Source organism: Peribacillus sp. NPDC101481 (assembly GCF_044767165.1).
In the GTDB taxonomy this organism is placed as follows: domain Bacteria; phylum Bacillota; class Bacilli; order Bacillales; family DSM-1321; genus Peribacillus.
Window position 1 is genome coordinate 521,090 of record NZ_JBIWNJ010000003.1, and the last position, 20,032, is coordinate 541,121.

General features: G+C 41.2%; 18 protein-coding genes and 1 pseudogene. 11 read left to right on the forward strand and 8 right to left on the reverse strand.

The window, feature by feature from the left end; genetic code table 11:
* Positions 1 to 332 precede the first annotated feature (332 nt).
* From ACIROD_RS21290 to ACIROD_RS21300, 3 genes are all read left to right on the forward strand, one after another.
* Complete coding sequence (locus ACIROD_RS21290) at positions 333 to 1,655, forward strand: APC family permease (protein WP_230176221.1); 1,323 nt, start codon at positions 333 to 335, stop codon at positions 1,653 to 1,655.
* 147 nt (positions 1,656 to 1,802) lie between these two features.
* Positions 1,803 to 2,993 (forward strand): MFS transporter, encoded by a 1,191-nt coding sequence (locus ACIROD_RS21295; RefSeq protein WP_402943848.1) that lies wholly within the window; start codon positions 1,803 to 1,805, stop codon positions 2,991 to 2,993.
* 99 nt (positions 2,994 to 3,092) lie between these two features.
* Positions 3,093 to 3,422: a hypothetical protein gene (locus ACIROD_RS21300; RefSeq protein ID WP_101223592.1), complete on the forward strand. Its 330-nt coding sequence runs from the start codon at positions 3,093 to 3,095 to the stop codon at positions 3,420 to 3,422.
* 109 nt (positions 3,423 to 3,531) lie between these two features.
* Here the strand turns inward: ACIROD_RS21300 and ACIROD_RS21305 are convergent, their stop codons facing one another.
* Positions 3,532 to 3,675: a hypothetical protein gene (locus tag ACIROD_RS21305; RefSeq protein ID WP_230176223.1), complete on the reverse strand. Its 144-nt coding sequence runs from the start codon at positions 3,673 to 3,675 to the stop codon at positions 3,532 to 3,534.
* Positions 3,676 to 3,821: 146 nt separating this feature from the next.
* Here ACIROD_RS21305 and ACIROD_RS21310 point away from each other — a divergent pair, with 146 nt between their 5' ends.
* From ACIROD_RS21310 to ACIROD_RS21320, 3 genes are all read left to right on the forward strand, one after another.
* The gene (locus ACIROD_RS21310) at positions 3,822 to 4,685 is read left to right on the forward strand and encodes an STAS domain-containing protein (protein WP_402943853.1); all 864 of its coding nucleotides are present in this window, start codon (positions 3,822 to 3,824) and stop codon (positions 4,683 to 4,685) included.
* A gap of 174 nt (positions 4,686 to 4,859) precedes the next feature.
* A complete protein-coding gene (locus ACIROD_RS21315) occupies positions 4,860 to 5,297 on the forward strand; it encodes a hypothetical protein (RefSeq protein ID WP_402943857.1) in 438 nt (145 codons plus the stop codon).
* 240 nt (positions 5,298 to 5,537) lie between these two features.
* Positions 5,538 to 7,904 (forward strand): penicillin acylase family protein, encoded by a 2,367-nt coding sequence (locus tag ACIROD_RS21320; protein WP_402943861.1) that lies wholly within the window; start codon positions 5,538 to 5,540, stop codon positions 7,902 to 7,904.
* A gap of 57 nt (positions 7,905 to 7,961) precedes the next feature.
* On the opposite strand, the gene ACIROD_RS21325 is transcribed toward ACIROD_RS21320, so the two are convergent.
* Positions 7,962 to 8,180: a hypothetical protein gene (locus ACIROD_RS21325; protein ID WP_101223589.1), complete on the reverse strand. Its 219-nt coding sequence runs from the start codon at positions 8,178 to 8,180 to the stop codon at positions 7,962 to 7,964.
* Positions 8,173 to 8,796 carry a sigma-70 family RNA polymerase sigma factor gene (locus tag ACIROD_RS21330; RefSeq protein ID WP_101223588.1) on the reverse strand — a complete coding sequence of 208 codons (624 nt, stop codon included), beginning with the start codon at positions 8,794 to 8,796 and terminating at the stop codon, positions 8,173 to 8,175. Before ACIROD_RS21330 ends, ACIROD_RS21325 begins: the two co-directional genes overlap by 8 nt.
* Positions 8,797 to 8,952: 156 nt before the next feature.
* On the opposite strand from ACIROD_RS21330, the gene ACIROD_RS21335 reads away from it, so the two are divergent.
* From ACIROD_RS21335 to ACIROD_RS21345, 3 genes are all read left to right on the forward strand, one after another.
* On the forward strand, positions 8,953 to 9,117 hold the full coding sequence (locus ACIROD_RS21335; protein ID WP_081088496.1) for a YvrJ family protein: 165 nt from the start codon (positions 8,953 to 8,955) through the stop codon (positions 9,115 to 9,117).
* A 412-nt stretch (positions 9,118 to 9,529) separates the two neighbouring features.
* Entirely contained in the window at positions 9,530 to 10,348 is an 819-nt protein-coding gene (locus tag ACIROD_RS21340) for a GNAT family N-acetyltransferase (RefSeq protein WP_101223587.1), read from the forward strand.
* A gap of 40 nt (positions 10,349 to 10,388) precedes the next feature.
* Complete coding sequence (locus ACIROD_RS21345) at positions 10,389 to 10,847, forward strand: DinB family protein (RefSeq protein ID WP_402943871.1); 459 nt, start codon at positions 10,389 to 10,391, stop codon at positions 10,845 to 10,847.
* A 242-nt stretch (positions 10,848 to 11,089) separates the two neighbouring features.
* Here ACIROD_RS21345 and ACIROD_RS21350 read toward each other — a convergent pair whose 3' ends face one another.
* The gene (locus ACIROD_RS21350) at positions 11,090 to 11,575 is read right to left on the reverse strand and encodes a DUF2798 domain-containing protein (protein ID WP_402943874.1); all 486 of its coding nucleotides are present in this window, start codon (positions 11,573 to 11,575) and stop codon (positions 11,090 to 11,092) included.
* Positions 11,576 to 12,027: 452 nt separating this feature from the next.
* Here ACIROD_RS21350 and ACIROD_RS21355 point away from each other — a divergent pair, with 452 nt between their 5' ends.
* Positions 12,028 to 15,846, forward strand: coding sequence for a bifunctional 2',3'-cyclic-nucleotide 2'-phosphodiesterase/3'-nucleotidase (locus ACIROD_RS21355; protein WP_402943877.1), 3,819 nt, complete (start codon positions 12,028 to 12,030; stop codon positions 15,844 to 15,846).
* A gap of 109 nt (positions 15,847 to 15,955) precedes the next feature.
* On the opposite strand, the gene ACIROD_RS21360 is transcribed toward ACIROD_RS21355, so the two are convergent.
* Entirely contained in the window at positions 15,956 to 16,414 is a 459-nt protein-coding gene (locus tag ACIROD_RS21360; RefSeq protein ID WP_402943880.1) for a TspO/MBR family protein, read from the reverse strand.
* A 144-nt stretch (positions 16,415 to 16,558) separates the two neighbouring features.
* On the opposite strand from ACIROD_RS21360, the gene ACIROD_RS21365 reads away from it, so the two are divergent.
* The gene (locus tag ACIROD_RS21365) at positions 16,559 to 17,425 is read left to right on the forward strand and encodes a DUF4349 domain-containing protein (protein ID WP_402943883.1); all 867 of its coding nucleotides are present in this window, start codon (positions 16,559 to 16,561) and stop codon (positions 17,423 to 17,425) included.
* 44 nt (positions 17,426 to 17,469) lie between these two features.
* Here the strand turns inward: ACIROD_RS21365 and ACIROD_RS21370 are convergent, their stop codons facing one another.
* The 3 genes and pseudogenes from ACIROD_RS21370 to ACIROD_RS21380 all read right to left on the reverse strand — a co-directional run bounded on the left by ACIROD_RS21370 (position 17,470) and on the right by ACIROD_RS21380 (position 19,919).
* Positions 17,470 to 18,837 carry an amino acid permease gene (locus ACIROD_RS21370; protein ID WP_101223582.1) on the reverse strand — a complete coding sequence of 456 codons (1,368 nt, stop codon included), beginning with the start codon at positions 18,835 to 18,837 and terminating at the stop codon, positions 17,470 to 17,472.
* Between the two features lie 316 nt (positions 18,838 to 19,153).
* Positions 19,154 to 19,288 (reverse strand): annotated as a pseudogene (locus ACIROD_RS21375) (endonuclease); the annotation flags it as partial.
* 283 nt (positions 19,289 to 19,571) lie between these two features.
* A complete protein-coding gene (locus ACIROD_RS21380; protein ID WP_101223581.1) occupies positions 19,572 to 19,919 on the reverse strand; it encodes a phage holin family protein in 348 nt (115 codons plus the stop codon).
* Between the last annotated feature and the right edge of the window lie 113 nt (positions 19,920 to 20,032).

Below are 20,032 nucleotides of genomic sequence, written 5' to 3' on the forward strand. Positions count from 1 at the left end.
TCGGGGTGGCTTTTTTATGTGTCCGAAAATAGGCAGGATTCCCATGAAATTCATGACGAATGATAATTGAGTTTTTGAGTTTTTAATTCGTTATTATTGTGTTTAATATCAATAATTCCTTTTATAATAAAAAAATATTCGGTTTTTAGTGCAGTTCCAGACATAATTAGTAAAAAAAATATAAATGTAATAAAGCTCCCTGAGCGTAATGGTACCAACGTGTTTGGGTATTTTTTGTAATATTCAAATGATTACATAAACTATTTCCATATAATTTATATGATATAATTTTAGTATAAATAAAGTACATGTGTACACCTGGGGAGGACAACATGAGAAATGACCAATTGAAGAAAACGATTGGCTTTTGGGTTGGAACATCTATTGTAGTTGGAACAGTTATCGGTTCTGGTATTTTCATGAGACCTGGTGACGTGCTTGAATTGAGCGGTAATTCAACCATGGCTTTGTTAGCTTGGCTGATAGGCGGTCTGATTACCCTTGCAAGCGGGTTGACGATTGCGGAAGTGAGTACACGGATTCCTAAAACGGGCGGCTTATATGTCTATATGGAAGAAGTGTATGGTAAAGCATGGGGATTCCTATGCGGCTGGGTTCAGACATTGGTATACGGACCTGCAGTAATGGGCGCACTCAGTTTATACTTCGGGTTATTAGTTGCAGGAATATTTAAGATTGCTTCAAGCTACTCTTTGGCGATAGGGATTCTTACGATCGTATTCATAGCAGGCATGAACTTGCTGGGTACAAAATACGGCGGTATCATCCAAACCTTATCAACCGTTGCTAAATTGATCCCAATTATTTTCATAGCGGTGTTCGGTATCGCGCAAGGTGATATGCCTGTATTCAATGTCGATAGCGAAAGTTCAATGAAAATCAGTATGGCCGGTGCGATTTTGGCTACGCTCTGGGCGTATGATGGCTGGATGAATGTCGGCTTCATGGCAGGGGAAATGAAAAATCCGCAGAAAACGCTGCCGCGGGCAATCATAACGGGATTGGTCGTGGTCATGGTCGCTTACTTGGGTGTGAACCTTGCCATGCTTTCTGTATTGGGGGCGGAGGGAGTCATAGCTCATGGTACGAATGCAGCGAATGTTGCGGCAACGCTTTTATTCGGTGAATTTGGCGGGAAATTGATATCGATCGGAATTGCGATTTCAATCTTCGGTTGCTTGAACGGAAAGCTTTTGACCTTTCCGCGCATTACCTTGGCGATGGCGACTGATAAAATGATGCCAGGCCATAAACAAATCGGAAAAATATCGCCCAAGTTCAAAACACCTATAAATGCGACGGTATTGCAAGTGATCATTGCAATCATCATGATGGTTGCAACAGACCCTGACAAACTTACCAATATGGCCGTATTCTCTGTCTTCTGTTTTTATGGATTAGCTTTCTTTGCGGTCTTCATCTTACGCAGGAAAGATCCGGATGCAAAAACGTATAAAGTGCCGTTTTACCCATTCATCCCCATCGTGGCGATTGCTGGCGCAATATACATTGTTTTAAGCACATTAATCCAAACACCTTTAAATGCCCTGTACTCGGTGATCATCCTCATTATAGGTATGCCAGTGTATTGGCTCCTTAAGAAAAGTGAGCGGGATGGTAAACGTTCATATTAATGAAAAACCCTTCACTGCGTGCAGTGGAGGGTTTTTGTGATTAGCTGGAACATAACTTTCCCGTTGGACAAAAGTGACGAAATAGACAACTCGGGAAGTTCGTATTAACATAGGGGGGAAGTTAAATAGTGAAGGGTCTGAACAAAAGTGAATTATATCGAGCCTGCTGGTAAATCATTCAGGAAAACAATCTTGGCTTTATTTCTTGGTAGCTTTGTAACGTTTGCGGATCTGTATAGTACCCAACCGGTCATTCCGGTTTTCGCAAAGCAATTCGGAGTCTCTCCTGCAATGGCAAGCCTTACATTATCTTTCGCAACTGGAACGCTTGCACTCTGTTTATTGCTTGTTTCTTTTTTCTCAGAAAATATCGATAGGAAAAAAATAATGGGGACGGCGCTCACTCTGTCTGCGTTGTTATCCATATGTGTCAGCTTCATCCAGGATGATCTATACATCCTGATCGCAATACGGGCGATTCAAGGAGCGGTGCTTGCAGGTTTCCCGGCAATTGCGATGGCCTATATCAATGAAGAGTTTCATCCGAAAAGCCTTGGCTATGTGATGGGGATCTATGTGAGCGGTTCGAGTATCGGCGGATTGGCTGGCAGGCTGATTGTCGGCGTGCTGACCGACCATTTCTCATGGAACATAGCGATTGGAAGCCTTGGGGCTTTAAGTTTGATCATCAGTCTGGCTTTTTGGTGGATGCTTCCGCCTTCACAGCATGCCGTCCGCGCAGGAGTCTCTTTGTCGAGAATCAAAACCTCCATGATCAATAACTTAAGGAATAGCGGACTAGTACTCTTATTCGGCATGGCCTTCCTATTAATGGGCTCGTTCGTTACCGTTTATAACTTTGTGGGTATACCTTTAATGGGACCGCCATATCATTTATCACAAACATTGATTGGCTTCATTTTCATAATCTATCTTGTGGGGACATTTAGTTCAACATGGATGGGAAAGCTCGCCGATCAATATACCCGAAGGATTGTACTTCTTACCGGAATCGCTATTATGCTGATGGGCGCCCTTTTAACCCTATTGGATCCGCTTTTGCTGAAAATAATGGGGCTTGCACTGTTTACATTTGGCTTTTTTGGAGCACATTCAATTGCGAGCAGCTGGGTCGGAAGCTTGGCTGATAAGAGTGAAAAGGCACAAGCATCCGCTTTATATCTCCTGTTCTACTATGCGGGATCAAGTATAGTGGGGGCATCAGGCGGTATATTCCTGATGAAGTTCGGCTGGGGAGGGGTCATCTCGGCTGTATCGATCCTGATCATCCTGGCTGCCGCTTGTGTGGTGATGGTTGAAAAGAGAATCGTTAAATAAAATGATCTTTTCTATCATGTTTTTCCGGAATGCTGAATATAATCTAGTGAAAATGGATATTGAATAATAGATTGATAAGAGAAGAGGGTAATAGATAGAGTGAATCGAAAAGCAGTAATTCTCATTGGGTTAATAGCCGTTTTAATTATATTATTCGTTGTATACTTAACAAGTCCGGGCAGATTGGAAAAGGTGGAGATTGTTGAAAAATACTATCCTCATTTCTCCGATGGCAAGGCAGTCGGTTTTAAGACGAACGAAGTCATTGATGTTACGGAAACCGAAGAGGGATCCAATTGCGCAATGAAATTCAGCAATGGGAAAACGTTGGAAATTGATTGTGACCGTTATTTAACATACAAAATTGATGAAACAGTCTATATTACCACTGAAGGAAACCATGTGAAGGAAATCCGGAGAAAAAGGTAGTGGCTTTTCAATAGTTAATGACGGGAGAGCTGAGATTGCTTAATACAACAAACTCAGCACTTTTATTTTATCCAATGAAAAAACCCAGACCATTTTGGACTGGGTTTTTTCATTTTTTATCTGTGCTTTTACTTTTAGCCTTTTTATTACGCCGTAGTACATCCAAGATTCTGCGGCTGTTATTTTTACTGTTTATGAGTTCTACTAAATCGCTCATGTTTTCAGATTCGAAGTCTTGTTGATCTTTTTTCATGATAATCCCTCCAGTGTCATATAGCATAATACCCTTATAAAGAAAAGGATAAACGTCTATTATCATATTGGTAATAGAAGGATTTTATATCCTTAACCATTCATTATTTGATAAAATGTGATAAAAGCCCTGTATGGGAGGTCTACATGGAAGAATTAAGAATGATCGGTGAAAAAATTGAAAAATTTAAATATATCTTAGTGGAGCATATCGAGTTGTTTGAAGAAGAGGAACCGCTCTATGATTTTGAAACCAGTAAAGAGGTACGGTCAAAGCTTATTCAAATTCATGCAGAGGCCTTGATTCATGGAAAGGCACAGGCAATGGAAAGTATGAAAATAACGGGTATGGAAATAGGTAAGCGCATCGTGGATATGGGGATTCCTTTAGATAAGAATATTGAGGAAGCTCAGCTTGTGCGTAACCTTTTCTGGAGTTTCATTGAAGAAGAAGTAAGCAATCGCTATTACTCGATTGAAATTCTGCTAAAGGCAAGCTCGATAATTGATGCAATCCTGGACCAGTTCATACACTGTGTGAGTATCAGTTACGTGAATCATTATAAAGAAATGGCGAAAATGGCAAACGATTCTTTGCAGAAGATAAAAGAAAACCAAGAAGTCATGGAGGAATTGTCCACCCCGATCGTTCAGACCGTATTAAAGGATGTGCTGCTCCTACCGTTGATCGGACGAATTGACGATTGGAGAATGGAGTCGATGCAATCGACGGTACTGCAAAAATGTGCAGATCTGCATGCGGAAGTACTGATCATGGATTTCTCCGGAATTAACTTTACGAAGGAAAGCAATATGCTCTCCCTGTTGGATCAATTAGTGGGGGCACTTGCGTTGATGGGTACGGAAACGATGTTTGTCGGCTTTGCCCCTGATGCCGTGAAAGAGATCGTCAAACTTGATTTCGCAAATCAGGTAAAAGCCTTCCTATCATTCAGGCAGGCACTGGAATATCTGTTTAAACAAAGAGGGCTGGCTCTTCAGCCAGTATGATGGAGGTATCCTATTTTAGGGTATCTTTTTTCTATGTCATGTAGTTCCCAGGAAGCTTTCATACTTTATCGTCCATCGATATTTCTTCATGATATAGTTAATGGCGTAAGGGCATGTTGATTTTCATTTAAGTAAAGTGAATAATGTAAAGCGTGTAAGGAAGGTGGACGAAGAGTGTTTTTTAAGAAAAATGAAGAACCTGATCATAACGAAAAATGGTATTGTGTAGGAATCATGACGGATAAAGGCTTGGAGGACGAAGAATATGATATTTTGTCCAAACGCATCCTCGATTCGGTCCAAAATGTCTCGGTCATATCGGACTTGGTAAGGGCCGAATGGGATCGGGATAAATTGCGAGCCTTGAACGAGCGTTTTCGGGACCCCTCATTTTCCGACCCATGTTTTATCATTAATGAATTCATACCAGAGGATATAAAAAAGGAAAGAAAACTTCTCGAGAAAACTCATAAATGGAAGAGGCTACTTGGTCTCCTTTCCGTGATTGAATACATGGAAGCCGAGACGAAGGCGGCCCATGACTTTGATAAAGCTCTCTTTTATACAGACGATGCAGATAAAGTCATTGAATACATTATTGCAAATAGCTAGAATTCCCTGCCACATCGATACATTGTATCGGTGTTTTTGCATTTGATTTAATGTTTATCGGAGCAATTTCGCGGTAGAAATTCGACCTTGCCCAGGAAAAATTTGTCCTTGAACCTTTCCAGCCTTACTGAAATAAAAAGAGAGAATGTAAGGATGTTGGTAGGAAAGATGGGTGGAAACGCGGAATATCTTAAATAGAAAGAAAGAGAGTTTTATGGGGAGAGAGAGGGAGATGAATCGATGGAAGTTGCCGTACCTCAGCAAAAGCCAAAACGGAAGTGGAGAAAGCTGGTGCTATGGAGTTTTGGAATCATGATGATACTTTTGCTGTCTGTCTTGATTGCTGCAAATGTATTTCTTTCAAGATCCTTGCCGGAAACGAAGGGGGAAATATCGCTTCCAGGTCTTTTGAAACCGGTTACGGTGGTGAGGGATTCAAGTGGGGTCCCGCATATCAACGCAGCGAATGAACATGATTTGTATTTAGCCCAAGGGTATATCCAAGCACAGGATCGTTTATTTCAAATGGATTTAAGCAGGCGTCAGGCTTCAGGAAGATTGAGTGAAGTGATTGGTGAGAAAACCGTCAAAAACGATAAGTATTTCCGTACACTTGGGTTGAGGAGGGCGGCTGAAGCCTCTTATGCAGCGTATTCAAGTGACGGGAAAGATGCCTTGGATGTGTTTGCCGAGGGGGTAAATCTTTATATCAATGAATTGAAGGAGAATGGGAAATGGCCGGCGGAGTTCACTCTGCTTGGATACGAACCAGAGCCGTGGACACCCGTCGATTCGCTGACCATCGGTAAATATATGGCCTTTGATTTAGGTGGGAACTGGGAAGATCAGGCGTTTAGGCAGTATTTGCTGCAAACGTTCCCCAAGGAAAAAGCATATGATTTATTCCCTAATTATCCAAAGAGCGCTCCATATATCATCAGCAAGGAAGAACTGGATATTGAAAAAAGTTTTGCCGGGGCCGTTATTCCTTATGAATTCAACGGCAGCAATAACTGGGTAGTTTCAGGCAAGAAAACGGATTCCGGTCAGCCGTTATTGGCCGATGACCCCCATCTGGGATTAGCTACACCGTCCGTTTGGTATCAAATGCACTTGGAGGCCCCGTCGGTCAATGTGAGCGGTGTTATTTTTGCCGGGATTCCGGGCATCATCCTCGGTCATAACGAAAAGGTGGCTTGGGGTGTGACCAATACCGGTCCGGATGTACAGGATCTGTATATTGAGAGGAGAAACCCGGAAAACGAGAAAGAATTCTCCTACAAAGGCAACTGGGAAAAAGCTGAAATCTTGGACGAACCCATAAAGGTGAAGGGTGGTAAAACACTCGACTATAAAGTGACGGTTACCCGCCATGGACCGGTTGTCTCCGAGTTTGCTGGGAAAAGCGGAAAAGATACCGTGCTTGCATTAAGGTGGACGGCACTTGATCCATCTGCCGAGCTTGAAGCGGTACTGAATATGAATAAAGCGGGAAGCTGGAAAGAATTCGAAAAGGCCCTCTTGCAATTCGAAACGCCGGCCCAGAATTTTGTCTTTGCCTCAGTCGACGGGACCATTGCCTATAAGGCGAATGGGAAAATCCCAATCAGGAAAAAAGGCGATAGTATGCTGCCTGTACCTGGCTGGACGGATGAATTTGAGTGGAAAGGCTATATTCCCTTTGATGAACTTCCAAAAACGGTGAATCCGGAAGAGGGATTCATTTCGACGGCGAATAATAAAGTCATCTCAGATGATTATCCTTACCACATCAGCAATAACTGGGCACAGCCGTACCGTCAGATGAGGATACAGGAGTTTTTAAAAGCCAATAAAAAGCTTACGGCCGAGGATATGCAAAGCCTGCAGATGGATACAGTGAATTTGCAAGCTAAGGAGTTTGTTCCTCAATTCGTGGAGGTATTGAAAGGTCCATCTGGGAAAAAGGAAGACCAGGCACTAACGATTCTGAAAAAATGGAATCATATTGATTCCGTTGATGAAGCGGCACCGATGATCTTTAATGTCTGGATGCGAAAAATAGGTGATGTTCTGCTTAAGGAAGAAATACCTGAGGAAACCCTCAACCTCTTTAATGGAAGGCGGTCGGCCGTCGATGAACTACTAAGGCGGGCACTGGACGGTAAGCCGGGCCCTTGGATTGATGAGGCGGGCGGACTTGAGCAGGTGCTTGCCAAGTCGCTGCAGGAGACATTAACGGAACTGGGAGAATCACAAGGTGACGATATAGCTGATTGGGAATGGGGAGACTATCATCAGGTCAGGTTTAACCACCCGCTCTCGAGTGTCGCCCCATTAAATTATGTATTTAACAGCGGCGGCGGAATGCCGGTAGGCGGCAGCAGTGTCACCGTACAGGCGGCGGCATTTTTAGATGATGGAACCGTTAATCATGGCGGGTCCTGGAGATTTGTCATCGACCTGGCCGATATGAATCAAGGATATCACCTTGTTGGCCCTGGTCAATCAGGTAACGTGAAAAGTGAGTGGTACCACGATCAGCTTGACGATTGGGCAGAAGGTACTTATCATAAAACCACTTTAGACGACCCAAAGGGTGATACGCTGACATTGAAACCATCATAACGATATTCAGAAAAAAAGTACCAAGCCCAGCATCCTTGCTCTGGACTTGGTACTTTTTCATTGTTTTTGCTTAGTAAGGAATTCTGCAAGGAACTCCTCGAAATTTGGGGCCTCGATTGCTGCGATTTTTTCATATGATTCAATGATCTTGAGTTTAATTTCTTGCTCCAGATCATTCCGGTCTTGATAGTTCGTGTTTTTTAACGATTTTTTTATTTTAGGATTCAAAGAGTCGATTAGATCCATTAATTCTTCTTTTGACAGTTTTTTATCCACAATGGCTTTTCTCCTTTCTAACATATACCTCATCCATATAGTGCTTTCGAAGTTTTTTTAGAGCTTGTTTACGGATGCTTGAGATATTCTGTGGCGACTCATGGAAATAGGCAGCAATTTCCTTGTTGGATAGGCCGTAGGAAAAGATCATGGTCAGAACCAGGCTTTGTTTGGCTGTTAACTTTTTCAAGGCTTTTATCATCTCTTCATCACTTATGTGTGAAGCGAGTTCATTCGTTTCCCCCATCTTTTCAAGTTGAACGTCCATAGTGCCGATTCGATCGATGAATCCGCCAGTATCCCTTGGTGCCGCATCAAGTACCATTCGATAGCGTTCCCGCTGTTTCCGTGCCCTTTTATCAAAATCAACAGAGAAAAAGTAAATTAAGGAGCACATGTATTTGTATACTTTAGCCCGGTAATAGAAAATTTTGAAAGTCTCGTTGAGATGGCAAATGTTGTGGGAAGAAGGGGAATCAAGAGTTTCAGTGAAAATCTTTAAATGCTCTGGGTTCTGTAAAAATACTTGAATGATGGGTTGTTCAAAGAAAGATGAGTACTGTTGCTGCAGAAACTCCAATGAATGAGAAAAAAAATGAGAAGTTAATTGGTTCATTGTTATCCCTCCTTTAATTAATAAAGTGATAGACAAGGGGAATAAATCAATTATATACGAACATTCGTTCTTTTTTCCATGAATCAATAGTGCTAGATTGATTTTTTTAAACAAGTTTCACTTTAGATATCAGATACAAGAAAAGGGGTGAAGAGGATGATGATTGAGGATGCTACTATGTGGGTTTCATTAGTTAGCGAATTTGGCTATCCATTCGTCGTTTCTATGTTTTTGCTCTTCCGCTTCGGTAAACAATTAAAAGAACTGACAACGGACGTAGAGAACTTAAAAAAGTCCGCTCATAAAACGAAAAAACGATAACCTCAGGGCGTATGTGCCAGGTGATAAACACCGAATTTCGGATTCTATTCAAAAAAGGGTCCGGAATTCGGGTATAAAGAAATGGGTACTATCTGAAAATCAAGACTTTGCTAAACCCCTCCCTTACACTCAAATAAAAAAATAATAAACCATTATTTGGAATATAGCACAAAATAGGTAAAAAATAATCGTCATTTGGAATCATTTTACTACTATAATTCATCCGTCAATGGAATTAGATAGGAAATCCTCCCCTCATACGATTTTAGTTTTATGGATTAAAGTGAAAATACTTTTAAAAAAACAACATTCATCAATAAACTTATAGAAGTATGCGGTATCCGAGTAAAAGGGTGCTGCTTTTCTTATTGTTTGGTAATAAACTGATAATATGGAAATGGGGTGGAAAAAAATGAAAAGTCAACAGCTAGAAGATATTCAGATCCTGCAGCATGAATGTGAACGGGAAGGTTTTACTTTAAAGCTGAACTGGGAAACGCTTCGCAGTCGAAATGGTGTGAATAAGAATGACTTTTTTCACTATGATGGATTGAAGCTTGTTGGTTTTCTAGGTCTATACGATTTTGGAAACAAAGTGGAGATGTGCGGAATGGTGCATCCTGATTTCCGTAGGCAAGGCATTTTTACAAAGCTGATGGAAGAGGCCATAAGGAGTGCCGCAGAGCGCAACTATAAGTTGATTCTTTTGAACTCACCTGCTCAATCCCATTCAGGGACAGGATTTTTGAAGCAGCTCAATTGTGAGTTTGCTTTTTCTGAGTTTCAAATGAAATGGTCCGAAACGGAGCTTGATGATTATGGTGATGCAGTCGTTCGCCCTTCACGGAGGGATGATGAGGAAACGGAAATTCAGCTGGATATTCAATGTTTCCAATTTACGAAACAAGAGGCGAAGGATTATTATCAGCGCATCCTCTATGAGGATACTCTGAAAACCATGATGATTGAAAAGGGTGGTCTTGCAGTCGGTAAGATCCGTGTTGATCACTCTGGCCGGGAAGCGTGGATTTATGGATTTTCCATTTTGCCAAAATACCAGGGAAAAGGACTTGGCAGAAAGGCATTGAAAAAGGTCGTAGCCGAACAATGCCAGTTGGGATATGATATTTTTCTCGAGGTAGAGGCGACTAATGGGCATGCTTTAAGACTCTATGAATCTTGTGGATTCAAAACCATTCAAAGACAGGATTATTATCAATACAAAGGCTGAAGGATGCTTGACGACAAAGAGTGTTAGGAGGCAGGGATGGATGTTGATCTTATTCAATTATAACTGGCAGGTGCGAAATGAGTGGTTCAAGTGGTGCCGGTCCTTACCGAATGAGGAGCTGAAACGGCAGCGCACAGGAGGGATGGGGAATATATTGAAGACACTCGCCCATATTATCGATGTCGAATGCAGCTGGATCAGGGCCATACAAGGGAAGCCTGATGTCGCGATCGATTTGGAAGCTTATGATACGATCGAAAAGGTCGAAGATTTATCCGCTAGTTATCATTCTGAGATCATTGAATATTTGAACTCGCATGCTATTGAAGAAGATAATGGAATGATTCAGCCAGCTTGGATGGAGGGGACATACGAAAAAGGCAGGATACTGCGCCATCTGATAGCGCACGAAATTCACCATATAGGCCAGCTGTCCATTTGGTCGAGGGAGATGGGCATCGAACCGGTATCCGCCAGTTTAATAGATCGGGATTTATAGTCTTTATGTTTTAAAACTGGTAATAAAAAAAGGGATTATGGAAGGAGGACAAGCAGGGAATCCATATTGGATATAATGGTCGCTTCACAGGAAAACGCCTTGGTCTGGATGGGACAGGTCAATTCATGATATAAGGGATTTTTCGTCTTAACGCAGTAGGTTATAACATATTAAATAAAAAGGATTAGCGTATTAGCTTAATCCTTTTTATTTATTTGTCATATATATTAATATTTACGCACTCAAACTTTTGTTAATTTTGGCTTTTGTGTCGCTGGTTTAATGTATTTAGTTAATAACCAGCGTGAGATTGGTCCAACAATCAGTAACTGTGATGGTAGCGCCACGATAAAGTTTAGACAAACTGTTTTAAGGTAAGCTATGAAGATTGAACCCTCAATCCCCATCATTAAACTAGTTAAAATAAGCCCATATACTGACATAATAAGGACCATTACAGGGACCATGCAAAAGGCAATTGCAATAATAAAGTTGGATTCTTTCGATTTATCATAAGGCAGTGATAATGCAAGTTTACGCGCCTTCGGTTCAACTATTGACTCTGCAATAAAAGCGACGATAAATGTTACCGCAAATTGAATTACTGCACCCCCTACGGTAAACGATGACAAGCCGTGTAAAGCTGTGTTGTAAACTGACATAATAAGGACCATACCAAAACACATAAAAAGTCCAAAGATTATGCCTTCCTTTTTATTACTAGGCAAATAAAAACATCCTTTCTTTTAAGCATAAATGTAATTATATATGCCGAAAAATTTTTACATAAGTGACATTTTTATGACTTTTATTTTGAGTTACGTTAAATTACACTTTTGTTTTGATGAAACCTTGTTTATAGAGGCTTGGCAAAAAAACGAATGAGAAAAATCAATAGATGAAGAAAACGATAAAGAATAGTAACGAAATTAATTTGTTTCAATGGTTTAGATGAGTTATTGGATTCTTCAGTAAGCATTTCATTAAGCAGGCTGGCTCATGTGCATGGGCCAGCCTTTATATATATTTGAAGGAAAAAAGGTCCGTGTTCACTGAATGAAAATAGGTAAAAGGTACCGTTTATTCAAAATTCGTAATATTAAGATAAATTTTGGCGTTTATTCGACAAAATCATGATATATTATTCTAGCATTTTACAAAAATAGAAGGGTTGTGAAGTATGTCGTTCAAAATGCATGTTAATAAGATGCTCGCCCCGATTCTTGCTGTGAGTTTGATTACAGCCCCATTTGCCGTACCGGGGGAGACATCCGCCAAAGAGTCTAATAAGAAACCGGCCAAGACTGAACCATTTACGATTTCAGCTCCTACTGTTAATTACTCAAAAGGCACTAAAGCGACTGTAACGGTCACACCGAAAAAAGGGAACAAAGGAAATGAAACCGTTGTCTTTCAATTAATGAATGGGACGAAGGTCATTTCACAGTCAGCCATTGAGGCGGATATTAAATCGGCCCAAAAGTTCTCTGCGTACTTCAACTCGTACAAATCGGGTTATTGGATCAAAGTATCGGTTGTCTCCAAGTATAACGGCAATACGAGTAACTTCGGCAACAGCCTGGCAGCCTCCGTTTCGGATGCACCTTTTGAACTAAGGATCATGGAAACGACAGATATACACACTAATCTGGTGAGCTATGATTATTATAAGGATGCCGTATCGGACTCTGTCGGCTTTTCCCGTACAGCTTCTTTAATCAAACAGGCACGAAAAGAAGTGAAAAATAGCGTTTTAGTGGATAACGGCGACCTTATTCAAGGGACGCCGCTAGGTACGTACAAAGCGAAAATAGCGCCGCTGAAAAAGGGTGAAGTCCATCCTGTCTATAAAGCGATGAACTTGCTAGACTATGATGTGGCCACATTCGGCAATCATGAATTCAATTATGGCTTAGCTTATTTGGAAGAGGCCATCAACGATGCGAACTTCCCTTATGTCAATGCCAATGTTTATAAAAAAGATAAAGACAATGATTCAAAGAATGATAAAAATAAATATACTCCTTATAAAATCGTCACAAAGAAAGTAAAGGACATCAATGGAAAAGAAAAATCAGTAAAAATAGGCTACATTGGATTTGCCCCTCCGCAAATCATGGATTGGGATAAAACGAACCTTGAAGGTAAGGTCATTACAAAAGAAATCATCACGACTGCAAAAAAATATGTACCTGAAATGAAGAAAAAGGGCGCGGATGTCATCGTGGCGCTCACGCATTCCGGATTTAATGGCGATACCAAGAATACCGAGGATGTCATCTATTCATTAAGCAAGGTATCCGGCATCGATGCCATCACTTTCTCCCACACGCATAAGGTCTTTCCGGCACAAGATGAGGCTTCTTTAGACAGCCTATTCAAAGATAGCCAAGGAAAAGTCCTTAAAGGCGTGGATAATAAAAAGGGTACCATCAATGGTGTACCAGCCGTTCAAGCAGGATATGGCGGCAGTAATCTCGGGATCATCGACCTTGATATCCAGAATATCAAGGGGAAATGGAAAGTCTTCAATTCCGATTCATCAACACGTGCAATCAACGATAAAATAACAGGAAAAAAAGCGGCTGAAGATGCATCTGTCGTCAAAGCCGTGAAGAAGGATCACGAAGGAACGATCAAGTATGTCAACACGCCAATTGGAACGACTACAGCTCCAATTCATAGTTACTTCGCCCTTGTGCAAGACGATCCTTCCGTACAGGTCGTGACGAGCGCACAGAAATGGTATGTAGAAAAATACATCCAAAGCAACCGTCCTGAATACAAGGACTTGCCGATTCTCTCTGTAGGAGCCCCTTTCAAAGCGGGTCGCAATGGAGTCGAGGAATTCACCGAAATCAAGGAAGGCGGATTGACCATTCGCAGCGCCGGTGATTTATATTTATACGATAATACCTTGAAGGCAATCAAGATCAAAGGGTCAGTTGTTAAAGAGTGGCTAGAAATGTCTGCCGGGAAATATAATACAATCGATCCTGCCAAGTCTGAGGAACAGGAGCTGCTTAATGGAAAGTTTGCCGTTTATAACTTTGATGTTATAGACGGCGTTACGTATCAAATCGATGTCACCAAAGCTCCGCGCTATGATGAAAAAGGGATAAAAGTGTCGGATTCAAGCAGGATTGCAGATTTGAAATATAATGGTGAACCAGTGGACCCGAATCAAGATTTCATCGTAGTGACGAATAATTACCGTGCTTCGGGCGGGGGGAACTTCCCGGGAGTCAAGGGCAGCGAATATGTAGTTGACTCTGCGGATGAAAATCGCCAGATCTTGATGGATTACATCACACAAGAGGGTGAAATCAATCCAACTGCTGATAATAACTGGTCGATTGCCCCGATTTCAGGTAAGGTGGACGTTACTTTCACCTCATCACCTAAAGGTGCGGAATATTTAAATGAAGACAGCCCGATTTCCTATACAGGCAAAAAGGATGATAAAGGCTTTGGCATTTACAAATATAATTTGGGAAAAGAAAACGTTAAGGTGCAACTGCTCGGGATCAATGATCTTCACGGCCAGCTTGATACCACTTCCGATTTTGGCGGTATCAAACAAGGGCGTGCCGATTATTTAGCTGCGCACTTGAAGCAGCGTAAAGCTGAAAACCCTGAAAATACACTTTTACTTTCGGCAGGGGATGCTGTAGGTGCAAGTGCACCCGTTTCTTCTTTAATCCAGGACAAACCGACGCTTCAGTTTTTGAATGATATGAAATTCGATGTCGGAACTGTCGGGAACCATGAGTTCGACAAAGGGGTAGAAACCCTGATGGCTCAAATCAATGGCGGAAAGTCGCCAACATCCGATGTGGTATTCGATAAATTGAACTTTCCATATGTAGTTGCCAATGTCGTATATAAAGACACGAAAAAACCGATTTTGGACCCTTACGTCATAAAAAAGGTCGGCGGGGTTGATATTGGGTTCATAGGTGTAGTCACGAATGCCACACCTCAAAAAGTAAGTCCGGATGGCATTAAGAATGTAGAATTCATAGAACAGGCACCTGCCGTAAATAAGGCGGTTAATGAGTTGAAAGAAAAAGGCGTCAAATCGATTGTGATCATCTCACATGACCCAGGCACTGAAAAGGAAGGGGTCATTACAGGCGAAGTGGCTGATCTTGCTAATGCAGTGGATGATGAAGTAGATGTGATCTTAGCGGGAGATAATCATGCGAAGGTCAACAACTATGTGGATAATAAATTGATTGTACAAGCTTACTCTTATGGAACGGCTTTTGAAGATGTGGATTTGGAAATCGATCCAAACACAAAGGATATTGTCAAAAAGTCAGCTGAGATTGTCACGGTTACACAAGATGGCATTAGACCTGATGCCGGGACGACGAAATTCATTAACGACTATCTAGACATGTTCCCCGAGTTGAAAGCCCCGCTTGGGACAACGGATGAGAAAATTTTAAGAACCAATGCGTATACGCAGGAAACGGGCCTTGGGAATTTAATTGCCGATTCCATGAAGGCAGATTTGAATTCCGATTTTGCCTTCATGAATCCAGGCGGAATTCGTGCAGATATTCCAAAGGGGGAAGTCACTTTTTCCGATTTAGCGAAAATCCAGCCGTTCGGAAACGTATTGGTTAAGCTGGAACTGACTGGAGCGGAAGTGAAAACGCTGCTTCAACAGCAATGGATCGTTGAAGGATCTCCGAAAACCTTGCAAATTTCTGGACTGAGCTATACAGCCGACTTCAGTAAACCTGTCACGGAACGCGTCACCTTATTGGAGAAAGCGGACGGAACACCTATCAAGGATACCGAAACATACACGGTGGCCGTCAATGATTTCATGGCAAGCGGCGGTGATAACTATACCGTACTGAAAGGAAAAGAGCGTGTGTTTGGACATGCTGACCTGGAAGCATTCGTTAACTATGTAAAAGAAACCTTTAAAGGCGGAAAGATCACGGCTGAAATTGAAGGCAGGATTACGAATATCAATAATTAATAGAGGTTTACTCGTGAAAACTGAGGATTTACTCGTTCGTTTTCAATATTTACTCGTGAAACCTAAAAGAGAGCGCTCCTTAATACAAGGGGCGCTTCCTTTTTTGTGATTAATTATTCCAGAAGATGGAAAAGTTCAATCCCAATGCAAAGGTGACCCAAGCAATATAGGGAACCATCGCTAAACCGGATGTACGGTCTATTTTATAAAACTCGAATGCCGTTAATGTAATCAAGGTCAGCAGTGCAGCCATTTCAATAAAAGCTGTTCCGCGAAAGCCCCATTTGAAGAATAAAAAAGACCATAAGAAATTCAACCCTAGTTGAGTATCATAGAGGCGTTCAGCGGACTTCGATTCTTTTTCTTTGGATGCAATACGATATTTCGCTATTCCCATGATTGTATAAAGGCTGGTCCAAGCAACGGGGAAAGTCCAGGAAGGAGGAGCAAAAGCAGGTTTCTTGAGTTTGTCATAAATTTCTTTTGAATTCCTTGTGGCGAATATCCCCACAAGTGAGCCTCCAACCACAGGTACCAATACACTTTTAGCTAATTTTCCGTAGTTCATAAAGCGATCCTCTTCTTTCTTCATTATTTGTATGTTCTTATACCCTTACCTTCTCACTCTGAAAATAAAACATCCCCTTTAATCAAGAAGTGTAACTTTCTTCCAAACTTTACGTCGGTACTATTAAAAAAAGGGGGAATACCGATGAACCGTAAAATAGTGATGTTAATGTTCAGTTTGTTCCTTTTACTTGCTGGATGCAGCAGTAATGAAAAAAATGATTCTGCATCTGAATCACATGATGAAAAGGCGGAAAGTAAAATGGACGCTTCAATTTCCGGGAATATGGTGCAACAGGAAGAAGCGGCGGAAAAGGAAGGAGTGACGGATGAAAGAAAGGTCATCCATCAAGCCCAGCTTGAGTTGAAGGTGAAGAACCTCGAAAAGGCACAAATGAAGATTGAGAATAAGGTGGCTGAATATGGCGGATATGTTGTCGAGTCCAATGTATACAGGGAAGATGAAGAACTGGTGGAAGGAACGATCACTGTTCGGGTCCCTGAAACCCATTTTCAGGATTTTCTAGCCGATAGCGAGGGTGAGGCTTCAGAAGTGGTCGGAAGGAATGTGACAGGACAGGATGTAACGGAGCAATATGTAGATTTAAAAGCAAGATTGAAGTCAAAGAGAGCAGTAGAGGAAAGGTTGCTTGCATTCATGAAGGATGCTGAGAAGACCGAAGATTTGTTGAAAATATCATCCGATCTTGCCGTGGTGCAAGAAGAAATAGAGCAGCTGACCGGGCAAATGAAGTATCTTGAGAACCAGACCTCATATTCGACGGTTACCATCACGTTATCACAGGACCGGATAGTTGTGCCGGGCATTGATAATAAGGAATTGAATACATGGGAAAGAACGAAGAAACAACTTGCAACAAGTGCGAATCTATTACTTAAAGCGGGTTCAGGAATCATTGTTTTTATAATAGGAAACTTGCCTATCCTCATTATTTTAGGCGGAGCTGGTGCGGCGGTCCATTGGGTGATCAAAAGAAGGGGTAAAAGGTGAAGGCAGAAAGAGAGGGTGCCAATTAGATTGGCACCCTCTGACATTTATCTTTTCCGTTTATGCAAGCCGGTCACATAATACAGGGCTACCAACAGTAAGATCCAAATCGGACCAACGATTAAAGCGATTCTTGTATCTGCTGAAAAACCGAGTACTACCATTACGAATACTAAAAAGGCTAAAGTTAAGTAAGAAGTGAATGGGAAAAGAGGCATTTTGTAAGACAAGCCTTGTTTTTCTCCCTGACTCATTTTCCGTCTAGACATGATCTGTGTGACAAGTATGGTTCCCCATGTCCAGAGTGCACCGAATGTAGCGACACTTGTGACGTAAGTGAAAACTTTATCGGCTTCCATGTAGTTAAGGTAAACACCGAAAAGAAGCACGATAGCCGAAACGATAATGGCAACGCCAGGAACGCCTGACTTTGTTGTACGTTCGAAACTTTTTGGTGATTCACCTTGCTGCGCTAGGTTGAATAACATTCTTCCTGTACTGAAGATCCCGCTGTTACAAGATGAAAGGGCTGCTGTCAGTACGACAAACTGAATGATTCCTGCTGCGCCTGGAATACCGATTTTATCAAACATCATAACGAATGGGCTGTTTTCCCCATTCATTTCATCCCATGGAGTGATTGATAAAATGACTGTCAGAGCTAAAACGTAAAAAAGTAAAATCCGATAAAAAACGGTATCGATGGCTCTTTTTAAAGATTTTTCAGGGTTTTTAACTTCACCTGCGGTAACACCGAGCATTTCAATTCCCAAATAGGCGAACATGACCATTTGGAACGAGAGGATGACACCAGAAATTCCATTCGGGAAAAATCCTCCGTTTTCAACAAGGTTGCCGAATCCGACTGCGATTCCGCCATTCCCCAGTCCAAAGATGATCATTCCAAAGCCAAGGACGATCATTAGGATGATCGTTACGATTTTAATAAGGGCGAACCAAAACTCCAATTCACCGTAAGCTTTTACAGCAAGAAAGTTAATCGTTGTCATGATGGCGAGTGCGGCTAACGCCCAAGCCCATTGCGGAGTATCAGGGAACCAAAACTGCATATAGATTCCGACTGCAGTAATTTCAGCCATACAAGTGGCGATCCAAACGAACCAGTAATTCCATCCGGTTATATATCCGGCAAGAGGACCGACAAATTCGCTTGCGTAGCGACTGAAAGAGCCTGCGACTGGATTTTTTATCGCCATTTCACCTAGTGCACGCATGATAAGATAGATCATAAGTCCGCCAATGGCATAAGAAATGATGATGGCTGGACCAGCTAATTTAATCGCAGATGCCGAGCCGAGAAATAATCCGACTCCAATGGCTGCGCCAAGAGACATTAATGCGATATGTCTTTCTTCCAAACCTCTATGTAGTTGAGATTCTTTGGAGTTTTGCATAATTTTCCCCTTTTCTATGTTGGAGTTTAATTTTCTCTATCTAGCATTTTATCACTAGTAGAGGAGAATACATATTATTTATTGATTTTTCACATAATATTACAACTAAATAATATATTTTAATAGGAATAATGTAAAGTAAAAAATGAAAACGCTTACTACAAAAGTAATCCTATAATTTTTCATCGTATAATAATCTTTCGAAACTAATTATAATGCTATACAAACAAAATAAAATTATGTGATTTTTCTAAAAATTTAGACATTTAACAGTGAACAAGCTGTCCCAAAAATAAGGAACAGCTTGTTCGTTTCATCATTGCCACATGGCGGAGGCCCATTCAGGATGATCAATGAAAGGGTTGCGATTATGCTGATATTGATTATAAGTGATCTCATTTCGGTTACGCTCGAAGGCATCTACAGGAACCTGTTCATTCCACTCCGGTAAGAAGCCATTCCATTCCATGAATCGATTGATACTGATTTCCAGAGCACTCGATTTGATTTGTATAGTTATGGGGAAAGTATTGTCAAAAAAGAGAAAACAGCTAGTGATGCTTAGCGAAATTTAGGGGAATAGCCCGGGAAATATCGAAGGCTGTTATGAAAATGAAAATGATACGAAAAACCGTCACCATTCGACTTACTGTTTCAGTATATAGATCCTAAAAAAACTTTAGACAAATTCGATTTTTCATCGAGTTTGTCTAAAGTATGAAACCGTCAGTATGCTACTGACGGTTTTTTTTACTCTGTTTTATAAGAAGACTTTGAATGAAACTCAATAACAATGATCCGATTAAAGCTCCCCAAAAAGAATTTATTACAAAGCCACTGACGGCATAGGAAGTGATTTGGAATGTGAAGGCATTGATAATGAAAGAAAACAACCCGAACGTCAGGATGGTGATCGGCAATGTGATAAGCTGGAGAATGGGCCTAACCAGCAAGTTCATGATTGATAATATAAAAACCGCCAGCAAGGCTGTTCCGTAAGATTTAATCGTGATGGAGTCGAGAAGCCAGTCAATAACGAGCAATACCAGCCCGTTGATAAGAAAACGCATAATTATGTTCATGAAAAACTCCTCCTGAAGTCACCTTAACTACAAGTCATTATACTAAAATTTCATGAATTTCAGTTATATGTTTGCAGAATTGTCACAAAAAAAGAGGAATACGATATGTATTC